At 59.8% G+C, this 16758-nt stretch carries 14 protein-coding genes; 11 read left to right on the forward strand and 3 right to left on the reverse strand.

The window, feature by feature from the left end:
• The first annotated feature begins 135 nt into the window (after positions 1-135).
• On the forward strand, positions 136-1506 hold the full coding sequence (gene miaB / locus HNR46_RS03340; protein WP_184015771.1) for a tRNA (N6-isopentenyl adenosine(37)-C2)-methylthiotransferase MiaB: 1371 nt from the start codon (positions 136-138) through the stop codon (positions 1504-1506).
• 33 nt (positions 1507-1539) lie between these two features.
• On the opposite strand, the gene HNR46_RS03345 is transcribed toward miaB, so the two are convergent.
• Positions 1540-2271 carry a twin-arginine translocation signal domain-containing protein gene (locus HNR46_RS03345; protein ID WP_184015773.1) on the reverse strand — a complete coding sequence of 244 codons (732 nt, stop codon included), beginning with the start codon at positions 2269-2271 and terminating at the stop codon, positions 1540-1542.
• A 151-nt stretch (positions 2272-2422) separates the two neighbouring features.
• On the opposite strand from HNR46_RS03345, the gene HNR46_RS03350 reads away from it, so the two are divergent.
• The 4 genes from HNR46_RS03350 (at position 2423) to HNR46_RS03365 (ending at position 6379) form a co-directional block, all read left to right on the forward strand.
• Positions 2423-3559: an ABC transporter ATP-binding protein gene (locus HNR46_RS03350; protein ID WP_184015776.1), complete on the forward strand. Its 1137-nt coding sequence runs from the start codon at positions 2423-2425 to the stop codon at positions 3557-3559.
• A 135-nt stretch (positions 3560-3694) separates the two neighbouring features.
• On the forward strand, positions 3695-4522 hold the full coding sequence (locus tag HNR46_RS03355; RefSeq protein WP_184015778.1) for an ABC transporter permease: 828 nt from the start codon (positions 3695-3697) through the stop codon (positions 4520-4522).
• Positions 4519-5289, forward strand: coding sequence for an ABC transporter permease subunit (locus HNR46_RS03360; protein ID WP_184015780.1), 771 nt, complete (start codon positions 4519-4521; stop codon positions 5287-5289). Before HNR46_RS03355 ends, HNR46_RS03360 begins: the two co-directional genes overlap by 4 nt.
• Positions 5290-5323: 34 nt before the next feature.
• Complete coding sequence (locus HNR46_RS03365; RefSeq protein ID WP_184015782.1) at positions 5324-6379, forward strand: ABC transporter substrate-binding protein; 1056 nt, start codon at positions 5324-5326, stop codon at positions 6377-6379.
• A gap of 36 nt (positions 6380-6415) precedes the next feature.
• On the opposite strand, the gene HNR46_RS03370 is transcribed toward HNR46_RS03365, so the two are convergent.
• A complete protein-coding gene (locus tag HNR46_RS03370) occupies positions 6416-7063 on the reverse strand; it encodes a hypothetical protein (RefSeq protein WP_221284987.1) in 648 nt (215 codons plus the stop codon).
• A gap of 151 nt (positions 7064-7214) precedes the next feature.
• Between HNR46_RS03370 and HNR46_RS03375 the strand changes: the two genes are divergently transcribed.
• From HNR46_RS03375 to HNR46_RS03400, 6 genes are all read left to right on the forward strand, one after another.
• Positions 7215-9542, forward strand: a complete 2328-nt coding sequence (locus tag HNR46_RS03375; protein ID WP_184015786.1) for a Tex family protein — start codon at positions 7215-7217, stop codon at positions 9540-9542.
• Positions 9543-9624: 82 nt separating this feature from the next.
• Entirely contained in the window at positions 9625-10524 is a 900-nt protein-coding gene (locus tag HNR46_RS03380) for a hypothetical protein (RefSeq protein WP_184015789.1), read from the forward strand.
• A gap of 86 nt (positions 10525-10610) precedes the next feature.
• Entirely contained in the window at positions 10611-11801 is a 1191-nt protein-coding gene (locus HNR46_RS03385; protein ID WP_184015791.1) for a glycosyltransferase family 4 protein, read from the forward strand.
• On the forward strand, positions 11798-12961 hold the full coding sequence (locus HNR46_RS03390; RefSeq protein ID WP_184015793.1) for a glycosyltransferase family protein: 1164 nt from the start codon (positions 11798-11800) through the stop codon (positions 12959-12961). Before HNR46_RS03385 ends, HNR46_RS03390 begins: the two co-directional genes overlap by 4 nt.
• Positions 12962-12965: 4 nt before the next feature.
• Positions 12966-14213 (forward strand): glycosyltransferase, encoded by a 1248-nt coding sequence (locus HNR46_RS03395; RefSeq protein ID WP_184015795.1) that lies wholly within the window; start codon positions 12966-12968, stop codon positions 14211-14213.
• A gap of 49 nt (positions 14214-14262) precedes the next feature.
• On the forward strand, positions 14263-15933 hold the full coding sequence (locus tag HNR46_RS03400) for a GH39 family glycosyl hydrolase (protein WP_184015796.1): 1671 nt from the start codon (positions 14263-14265) through the stop codon (positions 15931-15933).
• Positions 15934-16004: 71 nt separating this feature from the next.
• On the opposite strand, the gene HNR46_RS03405 is transcribed toward HNR46_RS03400, so the two are convergent.
• Complete coding sequence (locus HNR46_RS03405) at positions 16005-16739, reverse strand: hypothetical protein (protein WP_184015798.1); 735 nt, start codon at positions 16737-16739, stop codon at positions 16005-16007.
• Between the last annotated feature and the right edge of the window lie 19 nt (positions 16740-16758).

Genomic DNA, 16758 nt, shown 5'->3' on the forward strand with positions numbered 1-16758 from the left:
TGGAAAATCCGTCCCCACCCCCCTCCGGCCAAGCGAAAACCGCCCATGCCTCCCGCCCGACACCTCCCGAATTCGGGATTTCCCCCGGTTTTTGCCATTGATCCCCCGCCTCGGGTGGGTATCCGTCGTGGCCCCGTGCCGAAAGTCCACATCCGCACCTATGGCTGCCAGATGAACGAGCGCGACTCCGAACAAGTCGCCCAAATGTTCATCGACGGCGGCTACACGCTCACTGCCGAAGAATCCGACGCTGATGCCATCCTGATCAACACCTGCTCGGTGCGTGACCAGGCCGAGCAGAAAGCCCTCGGCAAAATGGGCCTCATGGGTGCCCACCGGAAACAAAAGCCCCACGTCGTCTACGGGTTCATGGGATGCATGGCGCAGAGCCGTGGCACCGAACTCTTCGAGCGCATCCCACACCTCGATGTCGTTGTCGGCACCCAGAAATACCACAAGGTGTTCGATTACGTCGATGGCATCCTTGCCCGTCGCCTCGAACGCCGGATGGACGACCTCTCCCTCAGTTTCAGTGGCGAGAGTGTTTGCGACACCGAAGAAGAAACCGGCTCGCAGAACACCATCCGTGACCACGTCCCCAAGGCCCACGAAGCCACTTCCTTCGTCTCCATCATGCAAGGCTGCAACATGCGTTGCTCCTTCTGCATCGTTCCTGATACCCGCGGCAAAGAACGCGGCCGGCCAATTGCCGAAATCGTCGAAGAAGTGAAGCGGCTCGTCGACCACGGCGTTCAAGAAGTCACCTTGCTCGGCCAGATCGTGAACCTCTACGGCCGCACCGAATTCGACAAAGTCGACGGAAAATCCCCCTTCGTCCAACTGCTCGAAGCCGTCCATGAAGTCGAGGGCCTCCAGCGCATCCGCTTCACCTCCCCGCACCCCATCGGCTACCGCGATGACCTCGTCGCCGCCTTCACCTATCTGCCAAAACTCTGCTCACACATCCACTTCCCCATGCAGAGCGGCAGCGATCGCATCCTCAAACAGATGCGGCGACCCTATAAGAACGAGAAGTTCGTCGAGATCTGCGAGAAGATGCGCGGCGCCCGCCCCGATCTCGCCATCACCACCGACATCATCGTCGGCTTCCCCCACGAAACGGAAGAAGACTTTCAGCAAACCATCGATACCTGCCAGCGGCTGCGTTTCGACAATGCCTTCATCTTCCGCTATTCCAAACGGAAGGACACGCCGGCTGCCGAAATGGACGGCCAGCTCCCCGAACGCGTCAAGGAAGAGCGCAACCAGCGCCTGCTCGATGTCGTCAACGAAATCGCCAAGGCCAAAAACGAGGCCCTCGTCGGCACCGTCCAGCAGGTCCTCTGCGAAGGACCCAGCAAAACCAACAAGGCCCGACTCAGCGGACGTACCAGCCAGAACAAAATCGTGATCTTCGAGGGCGACGCCCATAAGCTCACTGGCCAGCTCCTCGACCTGAAGATCCACGAAAGCACTGGCTTCACACTCTACGGCGACGTCATCTGATCGAACGCGCCCGCGAACGCCAAAGCGGCCACCCTAAAACTTCGGATGACGCATATCCGGCCAGCTTCCCCCAAGATAACGCTGAGCTGCATCCATGATTGGAATCCCATGCTCATCCACCGCTTTCTGGCCGGATTCTCGAATAGGAACCCAATCCACTGAGAGATCGGCGCGAAGAATCATCGCCTTTTCTCGGTAAACCTCCATGGCCCAGAATCGATCGTAGGAACTGGAGACCATGGGAAATAACAAAATTGGAGTGTCCGGTGAACTTGAATCCGATTGCCCATGGACATAGCTGAACCCGACCTCTCCCGCCTCCAAAGCATGCGTGCCTGAGATTCTGTGATCCGGCCCCCTCAGACCCTCAGGGTGCCTGCAAAAGAAGATCTCCTCTGAATCACACCCGTAGGCGATGAGTTGCCGGAACACCGCATTCGAAGAACCATCATAAAAATCAAGAGGACTTCCGGAGTTTTTGGCGACTTCCGTCGCCGTGGAGTCTCCTGGGAAAGATCCATAGTCCACAGCGAACTCGATCAAATACATCCCCACCTGTTTGGCATGGTTCATCGCTTCGCCCTTTAACCCATGTCCTCCCCTTCGACCATCGACGGCGCTGAAAAGTACCACCAACACCAACACCACCACCACTCCACCCACGGCACACATCGCCACGAAGGCTCTCCGGCTGGTCCCTCCTCGCCACCCTTCCGGCCGCTCCTCCCACGGATCTTCTGGCCCCGGTTCCGGCAATTCTTGCATTCCGCACTCCTATCCCACCGGCCAGAATCTCTCCAGCTTCTAAGCGAGATGATTCACTCGCCGACTCTCCTCGGCGCAGCGCAGCCCGCTTCCCTCCACTCCCGCATCGACAAAGTCCTCACGGAATGGCTTTTGCTTCTCCACGAAGATCATGCCCCCGCTGTTGCGATTCGAGAATGTGACCCGCCGCTTCGGCTCGTTTACCGCCGTCCGTGAATTGACGCTCGATCTCGAAAAAGGCGAAACCTTCTCCCTTCTCGGGCCATCCGGTTGCGGAAAGACCACCCTCCTCCGCATGGCCGCCGGATTTGACCGGCCGGATGAAGGCCGCATCCTGCTCGACGGACGTGACATCACCCACCTCCCGCCCGATCAACGCCCCGTCAACACCGTCTTCCAATCCTACGCCCTCTTCCCCCATCTCAGCATCCGCGACAACATCGCCTTCGGCCCTAAACTCAAAGGCTGGCCCTCAGGCGAAGTCCGACGTGAAACCGATCGCATGCTCGAACTCGTCGATCTCACCGACCACGCCGCAAAAAAACCCGCCCAACTCTCCGGCGGACAAAAACAACGCGTCGCCATCGCTCGCGCTCTCGTCAACAAGCCTCAGGTGCTCCTTCTCGACGAACCGCTCGCCGCTCTCGACCTCAAACTCCGCCAGCGGCTGCTCGTGGAACTCGATGCCATCCACGACGAAGTCGGCATCACCTTCCTCTACGTCACCCACGATCAGGGCGAGGCCATGTCGATCAGCGACCGCATCGCCGTCATGAACCAAGGCATCATTGAGCAGACGGGAAAGCCAGCAGAAATCTACGAAGCCCCCCGTAGTTCATTCGTCGCCGCCTTCATTGGCGACACCAACTTCCTCGACGGAACTGTCACTACAGCTGGCGATCGCTTCTCCCGTTGCGCACTGGAAAACCTCGGCGAGATCGTGATCGACAATGACCGAACGCTGCGTGCGGGCGAACGTGTCCACCTCTCTCTTCGCCCTGAGAAAATCGTCGTTGTCCGCGAGAATCCTGCTCTTTCCCCCGAAGAAAACGCGATTCATGGCACCGTCGAGGACGTCATCTACTTCGGCTCCCGCACCCGCTACTGGGTGCGCTGCGGATGCTGGCGGATCTGTGCAGAGATGCAGCACCGTCGCTACCAACTCGATGAGTCCCTCCCTCAATGGGGTGACGCCGTTTGGCTCCGCTGGCATGCGAACGATGGCTACCTGCTCGATCGCTACCGCGAAGAAGACGAAGCCCTCCTCACTTTCCCCGGTGAAGCCTGATACTTGCCATTCCGAGGTCATGAACTCGCCACATCGGAAACAGCCCCTCAAGAACCAGAGCCGACAATCAGAGAGAACGGGACCTTCGCGATCCTCCCCTCTCCATCCCCATTCCCGCACCCCCGATCCTGCACGATGAAGAAATCTGAATGGGGATCGACGCTACCGAGCCTCGCGTGGCTGGGGGTCTTCGTGCTCATCCCGCTACTCATCATCTTTGTCATCGCCTTCCGCCCCACCCTTCCCGCTGGCGGAGTCGGAGAAGGTTGGTCGCTCGATGCCGTCCGCTCCCTCAGCGATCCCGCCTATCCCAAACTCCTCGGTCGCACCCTTGGGATCAGCGCCGTCACCACCGCCTTCTGCATCGGCATCAGTCTGCCCGTTGCCTTCTGCCTGGCCCGGCTCGCTCCCCACTGGCGCAGTCGCCTGCTTCTCCTCATGGTCGTGCCTTTCTGGACCAATTTTGTGATCCGTGTCTTCGCTTGGCAGCAGCTTCTCCACGCCGAAGGACCCGTGGCCCGGTCGCTGCGCGCCCTGCATCTCATCGGTGAAAACGATCGCCTCCTTGGCAACTCGACCGCCGTCGTGGTGGTCAGCGTCTACACCTTCCTCCCTTTCGCGATCCTTCCCCTGTTCGCCGCCGCTGAGAAGTTCGACTTCGGTCTGCTCGATGCCGCCCGCGATCTCGGAGCGAAACCCTTCCGTGCCTTTTGCTCGGTATTTCTTCCCGGTATCCGCCAGGGCATCCTCACTGCCTTCTTGGTCGTATTTGTTCCCATGCTCGGATCCTACGTCGTCCCTGACATGGTCGGAGGCGCCGATAGCCAAATGATTGGCAACCGAATCGCCCAACGGAATTTCAACGATCGCAACCTACCCGCCGCGGCGGCTCTGTCCGGCGCTCTCACCCTTCTGGTTCTCGGGCCCATGTTGATCCGCCGCAGAAAGGGGGCCGAGGCGTGAAACCCAGCCGCTTGCCTTTGGTGACCACCATTCTGGTGCTCGTCTTCTTTTATCTGCCGATTGCCGCGTTGGTCATTCGCTCGTTCAACGCCTCCCGCTACACGCCGGCCTGGAAAGGCTTCACCTGGAAATGGTACGAGCGGCTCTGGGAACGCGAAGATCTGCTCTCCGCCCTTGGAAACTCGCTAAAGATCGCCACGGCAGCCTCGCTGCTTTCCATGGTCCTCGGCACCACCGCCGCTTTCGCCCTGCATCGCCATCGCTCACGCTTGCAGGATTTTCACAGCCTCATGGTGCGCGTGCCCTTGGTGCTGCCTGATATCCTCATGGGCATGAGTCTACTGCTTCTTTTCGTCTCCGCTGGCGTCCCCCTGAGCCTCATCACCATCACCCTCGCCCACGTCACTTTTTGCCTCAGCTACGTTGCCCTCGTCGTGCTTGCTCGCCTTGAGGATTTTGATTTCAACGTGGTGGAAGCGGCCCGCGATCTTGGCGCCACTCCCCTGCAGGCTTTCGCTAAAATCACCCTGCCCATGTTATTACCCGGAATCCTGGCTGGCGGACTCTTGGCGTTCACCCTTTCGATCGACGACTACGTCATCACCTTCTTCGTCAAAGGGCCTGGCTCCGACACCTTGCCGACCTTGATCTATTCGATGATCAAAAAAAGTCGGGAACTTCCCGTCATCAATGCTCTCTCGACTCTCATGCTCGCCATCACCTTCGCCGTCGTCTTTGCCGCCCAGCGGCTGACACGGAAGGCTTGATCTCCGGCACGCAGAATGGTTCTGCTAGGCGAAAATGAAACGCCGCCATTTTCTTGCTGCCTCCAGTGCCGCCGTCGCCTTCCCCTTCCTCCCCTCCTGCTCCAAGTCGGGTGGCGGATCCGGCTCCAAAACCCTGACCGTCTTCACTTGGGCGGACTACCTCAGTGACGATGCCGCCGCTTCCTTCGAAGAAAAGCACGGCTGCAAACTCGTCATCGATACCTTCGATTCGAACGAGGCGATGATCGCCAAGCTCGAAGCCGGGGCAACCGGCTACGATGTGCTGGTGCCCTCCTCCTATGCCGTCCGGCAATTGCAGGAAAAGGACCTGCTGCAGCCCTTGGACCGGTCGCTCATCCCGAACACGGTCAACATCGATCAGGACTATCTGTCCCGGGCCCTCGATCCTGAAATGACGGTCTCCGTGCCCTACATGATGGCCCCCACCGTCCTCGCCTATCTCAAATCGAAGGTCGGAACTCCCGAGCCCAGCTGGCACCTCATCGAACGCGCCGACCTGAAAGGCCGCATCACGCTGCTCGATGACATGCGCGAAGTCCTCGGAGCCGCCCTCAAAACCCTCGGGCATTCATTCAATTCCATCGATGAAGCCGAAGTTCAGGCAGCTGCCGACCTCGCCATCGAATGGAAAAAGAACATCGCCAAATTCGAGAACGAACAATGGAAGACCGGAATCGCCTCCGGCGAATTTTTCCTCGTCCATGGCTACGCGGGAGAACTCATCCTCGCCCAGGACGAAAATGAAGACATCGAAGTCGTCGTTCCTCACGAAGGAGCCGCTTTCTCCTGTGATGACCTTTGCATCCCAAAAACGGCCAAGGAAGTCGCGCTAGCGCACGCTTTCATCAACCACCTGAGCGATGCGGCCGTGGCCGCCGAGAACATGGAATGGATCGGCTATCGAGCGCCCAACACCGCCGCCTACGCGAACCTCAGCGAAGATTTCCGCGGCAGTCCGATCTTGTTCCCTCCGGCCGAACTTTTCGCGAAATGCGAGCCCATCGCCTACCTCGGCGACAAACTTCCAATCTACACCGAAGCTTGGGATCGCGTAAAGAATGCCTCATAAGGCTCTGAGAACCGCAGTCCGCGCTCTCGTCCAACGTCAGCGAAATTCCGGCTGCCAAATCTCCGGCATCATCTCGCCCCATACGGTTCGCGGACCGCTCTCGAATATCGACTTTCCATCGTCCTCCAACGCCCTGCCACTTTCATCGATCCGCGAGGCGACGACCGAGCCATCAATTCGCAAAGTGATCGCGTGACCGCGATACGGCTCCGCATCAAACCGATCCTTTTTCGAGGTGACCATCGGCGATGCTAAAATCGTCCGCTGGGGATCGCCCGCGAATGAGAGGTTTACCACGTAGCTGAACCCGGTTTCCCCAGGCTCCAGAGCGTGGTCACGGTCGATCCGTCCATCGGGCCTTCTGGAGCCCTCGGGGTGTTCGCAGTAAAAAATCATCTCGTTCTCCGCCCCGATCGCCACGAGTTGGCGGAAGATGGCATTCGATGACCGTCCTGAGAAATCCAGATCGCTCCGGGTGCTCCGGGAGACTTCGGCGGCCGTTCCCTCGTCCGGGAATTTCCCGAATTCTTGGTCGAACATGATCAAATACATCCCGATCTGCTTGCAGTTCCCGATCCCCCTCGTTCGGGCGACGACCTTCCTTTGCTCCTTAAGATAGGGGACCAGCACTCCGACCAACAGGATCAAGACTGCCCCAAGCACCACGGCCATGGGCCCCGTCATCCGACCATTCGACGTGGGAACTTCCTTTTCCTCTCCTTCCACCCCGGAATGATACGAACGCCCCTCCAAAAGACGAGCAGAAGGCCTCCTTCCATTCCCCCCATCGCTTGCCACGCCCGGCGCCTCCTGCCTACTTTTCCCGCCCAAGCTCATGTCCGACGTTCCGACCCAAGCCGCAGCCGCCCACATCGCCACGATCGCCTCTGAAACCGGCATCCACGTCAATTCGGTCGCCTCCACCGCCAAACTGCTCGGCGAAGGGGCCACAGTGCCCTTCATTTCCCGTTATCGTAAGGAAGCCACCGGATCGTTGGATGAGGTTCAAATTCAAACGATCCGGGACCGCATGCTCCAACTCGTCGACCTGGATAGCCGTCGGGCGTCGATCCTCAAGTCCCTCGAAGAGCGCAAGCTCCTCACCGACGATCTGAAGAAGAAGCTCACGAACGCCGACACCACTGCCAAACTTGAGGATATTTTCGCCCCTTTCCGGCCCAAGCGCCAAACCCGTGCCACCAAGGCCAAGGAAAAGGGCCTCGAACCTCTCGCCGATTGGTTGCTGGAGCACCAAGGCGCCGATCCTGCCGAAGAGGCCGCCCAATACGTCAGCGAGGAAAAAGAAGTCGCGACTCTTGAAGAAGCCCTCGCCGGAGCCCGGGATATCATCGCTGAACGCGTGGCCGACGACGCCGATCTGCGCGGCCGTGCCCGCCGCATCTACGAAGAGGAAGCCACCGTCTCCTCCCGCGTGATGTACGGAAAAGACGAAGACAAGGACGCCGCGAAATACCGGGACTACTTCGATTGGAGCGAACCCTACGCCTCGATCCCGTCCCACCGCATGCTCGCCATCCGACGCGGGGAAAAGGAAGCCTTCCTCATCATGCGAGTCGAAGTCCCGCTCGACCGCATCACCAGCCAGGCGCTTCCCGAATGGGTCAACACCACCGGAGCTGCTGGGGAACAGGTCCGACAGGCCGTGGAAGATGGCTGCAAGCGGCTCTTGATGCCTTCCATGGAGACGGAAATGCGCATGGCAGGAAAAAAATCCGCAGATGAAACCGCGATCCGCGTGTTCGCCGATAACCTGCGCGAACTGCTGCTTGCCTCGCCGCTCGGCCGCAAGCGCACCCTCGCCATCGATCCGGGGTTCCGCACTGGCTGCAAAACCGTGGTCCTCGATGCCCAAGGCTCTCTCCTCCACCACACCGTCCTCCACGCCACCGCTGGTTCCAACAACCAACTTTACGAAGCCGCGGTCGAACTCACGAAGCTCATCGGCCAATACAAAATCGAAGCCATCGCCATCGGCAACGGCACCGCCAGCCGCGAAACCGAAGCCTTCGTTCGCAAACTCAAGCTCCCCTCATCGATCCAAATCATCGTCGTCAACGAATCCGGCGCCTCCATTTACTCGGCATCCGACGTCGCGCGCGAAGAGTTCCCCAACGAAGACGTCACCGTCCGGGGCGCGGTCTCCATCGGCCGCCGACTCATGGACCCCTTGGCCGAATTGGTGAAAATCGATCCAAAATCGATCGGGGTCGGCCAATACCAACACGACGTCGATCAGCGCCAGCTCAAGAGCGCCCTCGATGACACCGTGGTCAGCGCCGTGAACTCCGTCGGCGTCGAGCTCAACACAGCCTCCAAGCAGCTCCTTTCATACGTCTCCGGTCTCAATGCCACCCGCGCCGAGAACATCGTCGCCTACCGCAACGAACACGGCGGATTCAACTCCCGCGCCGAGTTGAAGAAGGTCCCGGGCCTCGGTGACAAAGCCTTTGAGCAAGCGGCCGGCTTCCTGCGTCTTCGCGATGGAGAACATCCCTTGGACGCCTCAGCCGTCCACCCAGAACGCTACGCCGTCGTCGAACGCATGGCCAGCGACCTCGGCTGCGCCGTTTCCGATCTTATCACCAGCAATGAATTGCGAAAGAAGATCGACCTCAAACAATACGTCGATGCCGAAGTCGGCCTTCCCACTCTTCAAGACATCCTGGCGGAATTGGCCAAACCTGGCCGCGACCCGCGGAAGCAATTCGAGATCTTTTCATTCGCCGAGGGCGTCGAAAAACCCTCCGACCTGTCCCCAGGCATGAAGCTCCCGGGCATCGTGACCAACGTTGCGGCCTTTGGCGCCTTCGTTGACGTCGGTGTCCACCAAGACGGACTCGTACACGTCAGCCAACTTTCCGACAACTTCGTCCGCGATCCTGCAGAAGTGGTCAAAGTCGGCCAGAAAGTTCAGGTCACCGTGATGGAAGTCGACATCCCCCGCAATCGCATCTCGTTGTCGATGAAATCGAAACCAGATCTCGAAGGTCGCAGCAGTGGAGGCGGTGGCGGCGGCCATCGTGGAAATGACCGTGGACCACGCCCTCAAGCCCGTCGTGACTCCGGCGGAGGTCGATCCCAGCAGGGCGGTGGCGGCAATGATTGGTTCAGCCAAGCCATGGATCAGGCCAAAAAGCGTTGAGCTTCTTCGTGTCGAGTTCGACCCATCCGCCGCGAGCCGTGGCTTGCGGTGGCGCGGAGATTCCGGCAACCTGCCTGCGCTCATGAAGCCTGCCACCTCCTTCTCCCTCCTGCTCATCGCCGTTCTCGCAACGGTGGTGGTCGAAGAACGGCGCATCAAGGACCTGCGAAAGCAGCTCGATGAGCTGCGGGCTCTCCGCGAGGCCACTCCCTCGGCCACCCTGGAACCCCCCGTCGAATCCGAGCCTCTTGCGCTCCCACCCAGTCAGCGAACTCTTCCGAAGGACTTTCCACTGCCCACGGACGAACAGATCAAGGAACTGGCACTCAGCGACCGTGCCGACCTCTACCTGCAGCTCGGCCTCACCTCCACCGAACAGGCTTACGTCGAAAGCATCGTCAAAGCGATGCGCCAGACCCAACAGGAGCTGGCCGTCGCCTGGGTTTCTTCCGACCAGGACGCCCAAGGGGGCCTCATCGCCAAGATGAACGAGGCGGAAGCTGAAGCCGACACCGCCCTGCGCGCCTTCTTCAACAACGAGTCCGACATCGCCACCTTTCGCGATGGCTTGGCCATGCAGGCCGACATCGAACTCTACCACCAACTTTCACCGTACCTTGCGGTGCAAGGTGCCACCTTCAACAAAGCGAAAGAGACGGCTTTCATCGAAGCACTCCACCAGATTCGGACCACCATTGGCGGCATCGATTGGAATTCCCCTGAAGCTTTGCCGTTTTTCTCGACCGGCAGTGCGGAGCAGCGTTTCGACGAAGAATGGGAAAAGATCGACGACGGCCTGAAGACCGTCATGCCAGTCTTCCTCAACGGCCACGAGATCGAAGCCGTCGTTTCGGCGAGGAAGGAGCTCTACGACTCCATGCACCATAGCCTTTTCCCATCGGAGGAGGACTCCTCAGAGGCAGAAACCCCAGCTGAGGAGACACCAGAAGGGGCGCCTTCCGACGCGCCCGAAGGTCCCTGACCTCCGCGATCCCGTAGCCGAGGGAGGGTTGAGTTTTTCAAGACTGCCGCCAAGGATCGGGTCACCCCTACCCTCCCACCCCCTTCATGAGAATTGTCGTCCACGACTACGCTGGACATCCCTTCGCGCCCTCCCTCAGCCGCGAACTGGCCCGACGTGGTCATTCGGTGATCCACGTTTTTGCCAGCTCACTGCAAACTCCGCGCGGAGCCCTGACCCATCGCGAAGGCGATCCTCCGAACCTCGAGTTCCACGAAGTGGCGATGGATCCCGATTATCCAAGGTTCAAATATTCCTTCGTCCGCCGTCGGCGCATGGAGATCGCCTACGGAAAAAAAGTCGCCGCCCTCGTGCGCCGCTGGAAGCCGGAAGCCGTGCTTTCAGGCAACACTCCGACGGAAACTCAGGGCCCGATCGTCAAGGCCAGCGTCGCCTGTGGCGCTCGCTTCTGCTACTGGGTTCAGGATTTCTACAGCCTCGCTGTGGAACGACTGCTCAAAAAGAAAATCCCGGTCCTCGGCGCTTGGCTCGGCCAGTACTATCGGCATCTGGATTTGAAGCAGTTCCGCGATAGTCACCGGATCGTGACCATCACGGCGGACTTCAACCCCATCCTCGAAGCCGAATTTGGTGTCGATGCCCACCGAGTGGACGTGGTTCCGAATTGGGCCGTCATCGAAGAACTTCCTGTCGGGGAAAAAGACAACCGCTGGTCGCGCCGCCACGGCCTCCACAACTCGTTTGTCTTTCTCTACACGGGAACCATCGGCATGAAGCACAATCCGGCGATGCTTCTCGAACTCGCCCGCCAACACCGTGACGATCCGCACGTTCGAGTGGTCGTTGTTTCAGAAGGATTGGGGGCCGACTGGCTACGCCGCGAGGGTGCCGGGCTGGAGAACCTCCTCATTCTTCCCTATCAGCCTTTTGAGGATCTCCCTCAGGTTCTCGCAACTGGCGATGTCTTGGTGGCCCTCCTCGAAGAAGAGGCCGGTGTCTTTTCGGTACCCTCAAAGATCCTCGCCTACCACTGTGCGGGTCGCCCCCTGCTCATGGCAGTGCCTTCGGCCAACTTGGCCTCCCGAATCGTCGCGGATCATGGCAGTGGCCTGACAGTGGAACCCGGAGATCAGCCAGGTTTCCTCGCCACCGCTCGGCGCCTAAAAGAAGACGACACCTTGCGCCACCAGGCCGGTTCCCGCGCCCGACGCTATGCCGAGGAAACTTTCCGCATCGGCCCGATCACCGACGAATTCGAACGCATCCTCGGGGAATGATTCGCTGCCTCTGGATCACCCGCCAAGAACCACGGGCTGCCAACGCGGGAGACATCATTTACTCCCTCGGCCTCATCCGCGCGGTCGCTGCCACCGGCCAGGTGAAGCTCACCGTGCTGACCCATCAGGACCGCTTCGAGGTTGCTGAGATCGAAAACGTGCGTTTTGAGCTGCCCACTTTCATGCCGGGAAAATCGTTCTCCTGCATGCTGTCATCGCTGCCGGCTGACGCCCATCGCATGGGCAACGCCACCATGCGCCGACGCCTCAGCGAACTACTCTCCAGCGAAACCTTCGATCGCGTCGTGATCGATCAAGCCGCCTGCTCTTGGGCCCTCGATCAGATTCCTGTCGACCTCCCCGTCATCTACATCGCCCACAATCACGAAACCGCGGTGCGTGCAGAGATCGCGGCCGATGGCCGAGGCCTCACGGCTCCCGTCTACCGCTTCGACGCTTGGAAATACGGTCATCTGGAGACTCGTCTTTGCCAACGCGCCTGTGGCATCACCGCCATCACTCCGCGGGATGAAGCGGCTTTCCGTGCTCAATTTCCCGCCAAACGATACGTCGTGCTGCCTCCCGGCTACGAAGGGACCATTCCCGACGGCCCTCCCCCCGCCATCACGACCGCCACTCCGCGCAAAGTCGTCCTCGGAGGAACCTTCGAGTGGCTCGCCAAACGCCGCAATCTCGAAGCGTTCTTGAACGACGCCGAACGTCATTTCCCCACCGCTGGAATCGAGTTTCAGGTCGTGGGCAAGGCCGACCCTGAGCACTTCAAAGACCTCGCCCTTCGCCATCCCTGGGCGAAGTTCGATGCCAATGTCCCCTCCATGGCACCTTTCCTTCAAAACGCCCGTATGGGCCTGATCCCCGAAGCTCTGGGAGGAGGGTTCAAACTGAAGGCGCTCGATTATATCTTCCGCGGCCTGCCCCTTGCTTCCATTGAAAGCGCCCTCTCCGGTCTCCCGGTTTCTGCGGGAAAGGGAGCCATCGCCGCCCACAGCACCGCGGAACTCGCAGAAAAAGTCACCCAATCGATCGACGATCTCGAATTCTTGAACCAGCAAGCCCACATCGCCTTGGATCGCTGCCGCGGTGCCTTCCGTTGGGAAGATCGCGGTCAACGGCTCGCCGAATTGCTCTGCCAGCCCTGACTCCATGAATTCCCGGCCTCCCTGCATCGCATTGATCGACCCCATCTGGGTCGGTCATCATCCGATGTACTTTGGTCAATTCGCCGCTGCATTTCTCGATTTGGGCGCCCACGTGGTGGGTTTCTGCCCTCACCCCGATGGCGCCCGTCAAGAAATCGAACTCGCCTGTCCTGACCGAGCCGCCGACTGGAGCACCCACTTCATCACCAAAGCCAAGAGATCCCTTTTCAACGGTCGCTTCGAAGGCGATCCCTACCATACCCTCGATCGCTGGCAGCTCGCCGCGAAAGCAATCGACGCCTACGTTGCGGAGACGGATCGCCAAGTGGACGCGGTGTTTTTCCCCTACTTGGACACCTATCTCCGGTTTCTTCCCTTTCCGGAGGTTCCGGGCTCCACCATCGGTCGCCCGTGGGGGGGGCTCTACTTGCGCAACCACCATCACCGCGATGAAGCCAATCCACTGCTGCGTTCCGCCAGGCTGCTAGCCAAGGGCGACGCTCTCATGCGCTCCTCGCTGTGCGCAGGGATCGGGGTGCTCGACGAACGCTACGTCCCCGCCCTGGAAGACTATCTCGAAAAGCCCGTGCGGGGCTTCCCCGACGTCACGCTTTCGCAATTGCCGCCTCAGGCTCCAGCTCTGGTGCAGCAAATCCGCGAAAAGGCAGGATCGAGGCCCATCATTGGCCTCATTGGCTTGGAGCGCCGGAAAGGCATGCTCACCATGCTCGATGCCGCGTTGCGAGCACACGCGGTGGAACGTCCCTGGTACTTTGTTTTCGCCGGCGTCTTTGATCGCACCGAATTCGACCCCTCCGAACAAGAATTGATCGAATCCGTCATCCGTAAGATTCACTCTGGAGAAATCGACCACATCCATTTCGACCCCGAGGCCCCTAGAATCCCGACCGAGCCCGAATTCAACGCCCTCTTTGCCTCTTTCGATCTCGCCTGGGCGGCCTACCTCGGATTTCAGGGGAGCAGTGGCACCCTCGGCAAAGCCGCAGCCTTCGAGATTCCCGTCATCGCCAGCAGAGGAGAATGCATCGGCCACCGGGTCGAGCACTACCGACTCGGAGCCACCATCGACGAAGGGGATTCGCAACAAGCCCTCGCTGCGATCGACCATTTGCTCGGCGCCGCAGGCTCCCAAGAGTCCCGGGATTTCGAAGGCTACCGCCGCATGCACAGCCCGTCCCGACTCCGTGAGGTCCTCGGTGAGTGGCTGGAGGACGCCCTGGCCAGAAAATGACTCCCAGAAAAGGTGGCTTCCCCCTCGGAAAGCCGATTGAGTGACAGGGATGAATCGTTTCCTGACCTCATTTCTCGCCCTCACCCCCTTCGCCCTGGCCGCGGAGTCGTTTCCCGTCGCCATTCAGGTGGATCTGGCCGGAGACCTTGGCCCGGTGCAGCCGATTTGGAGGTTCTTCGGAGCCGATGAACCGAACTACGCAACCCTGCCCCACGGCCGGAAATTGCTAGGCGACCTTGGCGACCTGAAACCCAAGTCCGTCTACTTTCGCACCCACAATCTGATGACTTCCGGCGATGGGACGCCGGCCTTGAAATGGGGCTCCACCGGCATGTACGGCGAAGATGGTCGGGGCCGGCCCATCTACGACTGGGAAATCGTCGACGGCATCTTCGACACCTACCTTGAAAAGGGAGTTCGCCCCTATGTTCAAATCGGCTTCATGCCGGAAGCGCTTTCCGCCAAGCCTCTGCCGTATCGCCATCACTGGACCCCGCGCGCCCAATACGACGAGATCTACACTGGATGGACCTATCCCCCTAAGGATTGGGCCAAATGGGAAGAGCTTGTTTACCAATGGGCCCTCCACAGCAAAGAGCGCTACGGAGAGGAAGAAGTCCTCCAATGGTTTTGGCAAACGTGGAACGAACCCAACATCGGCTACTGGCGCGGCACCCGAGAGGAATTTTTTCGACTTCACGACCACGCCGTCGCCGCCGTTCGGCGCGCCATCCCCGGGGCCAAAGTCGGTGGACCTGACGTCGCCGGAGGACCCGGTGGCGATTTCCTGGAAAGCTTCCTCGAGCACTGCATCGGCGGTCAAAATGAGGCAACCGGAGACACCGGCACGCCTCTCGACTTCATCTCCTTCCACGCCAAAGGATGGCCGGAGACTCAGGACGGCCACGTCCGCATGGGCATCGCCAATCAACTCCGCGATATCGACCGAGCCTTTGCGGTGATTGCCAAGTTCCCCGAAACTCGCTCCCTCCCCATCGTCATTGGTGAATCCGACCCCGAAGGCTGCGCTGCCTGCCAAGGTGAAAACCTCGCCTACCGCAACGGCACCATGTACTCCAGCTACACCGCCGCCTCTTTTCCCCGCAAACTCGATCTCGCCCAAAAACACGGCGTGAACCTCGAAGGAGCGCTCACCTGGGCCTTTGAGTTCGAAGGCGAGAACCTCTTTGCCGGCTTCCGCGCACTCTCAACCGGCGGTATCAACAAACCGGTTCTCAACGTCTTTAGGATGTTCTCAAAAATGACCGGACACGTCCTCCCTACGGAGAGCGATCACGATATCGCGCTCGATTCCATCGTCGCCCACGGGGTGCGAAAGGAGCCGGACGTCGGAGTCCGCGCAAGCCGCGATGGAGATCAGGTATGCGTCTTTCTATGGCACTATCATGACGACGATCTTCCCGGCCCCTCTGCAGCCATCGAACTCAGCTTGAGCGGGCTTTCCACGCACCCAGGAAAAGTCACGCATCACTTCCGAGTGGATGAAACCCACTCGAACGCCTTCACCGTCTGGAAAGCGCTCGGATCTCCTCAAGATCCCGACGCCTCCGAAATGGCAGAACTTCTCGCTGCCTCCGAACTGGCGGAGATCTCGTCCCCATCCCTTCAAGCAGGTGAAAACGGCACGGGCCGCCTGACCTTAGAACTTCCCCGCCAGGGAGTGTCCCTATTGGTGCTCGATTTCTCGGAGAACCCTTAATCGGCTCCCAAAAAAAGCCTCCTCGATGGATCATCGAGGAGGCCGAGAAAATCGGGAAAGTCGAGAAGCCGTTAGCGAACGACTTTGGCGATATCGGTGAAACCGCGGAGATGAATTTCTTGGGAGATCGGATCCACAAAAAGCACTTGGAATACCCGCTTCTTACCAGGCGGCACCCATTTGGTCGCGGCGATCCGCTTCCAATCCGCCGCCGAGTTGCCAGGGCCGATTCGGCAGAAGGCACGCATGTCGGTCAGATTGTCCTCACCTGCCGGCACCTCTTTGATCAGGCGCGTCGTGCCGCTCTTGAAAAGGAACTTCTCATCATCCAATTCGAACATCACCTCCGTCGGGCTCATGTTCAACACTTGGAGCGAGCCTTCAGGGAAGGCCGTGCGGGTGTCGTCGACGGCGAAGATCCGATACGGCGGGTCTCCCTCATTGCCCTTGAAGGGAACCAGAAGCAGGATGACCGACTTTTTCCCTTCAGGCAAAGTGGTCTTGGCAATCACCTTCTCCGGGATTTGAACACTCGTTGGAGCCGGGTCACTCGTCAAAACGAGGTGCTTGGTGGTCGTCGGCAACATGTCCGCCTGGTGATTGAGATAGGTTCGAACCTCCACCTTCTGCCCTTGAGGGCCTCCCGGATCCGAGCTGAAAGCAAAGAGCTCCTTCGGAGTCTTGACCCCCATCACGAAAGCCAATGCACGGACTCGAATGCCATCCTCGGGCTTGGGAGGCTCATCTTGAGCGGAGACCTGCTGGAAGAGCAGGGCTCCCAGCATCACTCGGGCAAATTTCGCCATCAGGCGGATTGAAAATCGG

The organism is Haloferula luteola (assembly GCF_014201715.1).
Lineage (GTDB): Bacteria > Verrucomicrobiota > Verrucomicrobiia > Verrucomicrobiales > Akkermansiaceae > Haloferula > Haloferula luteola.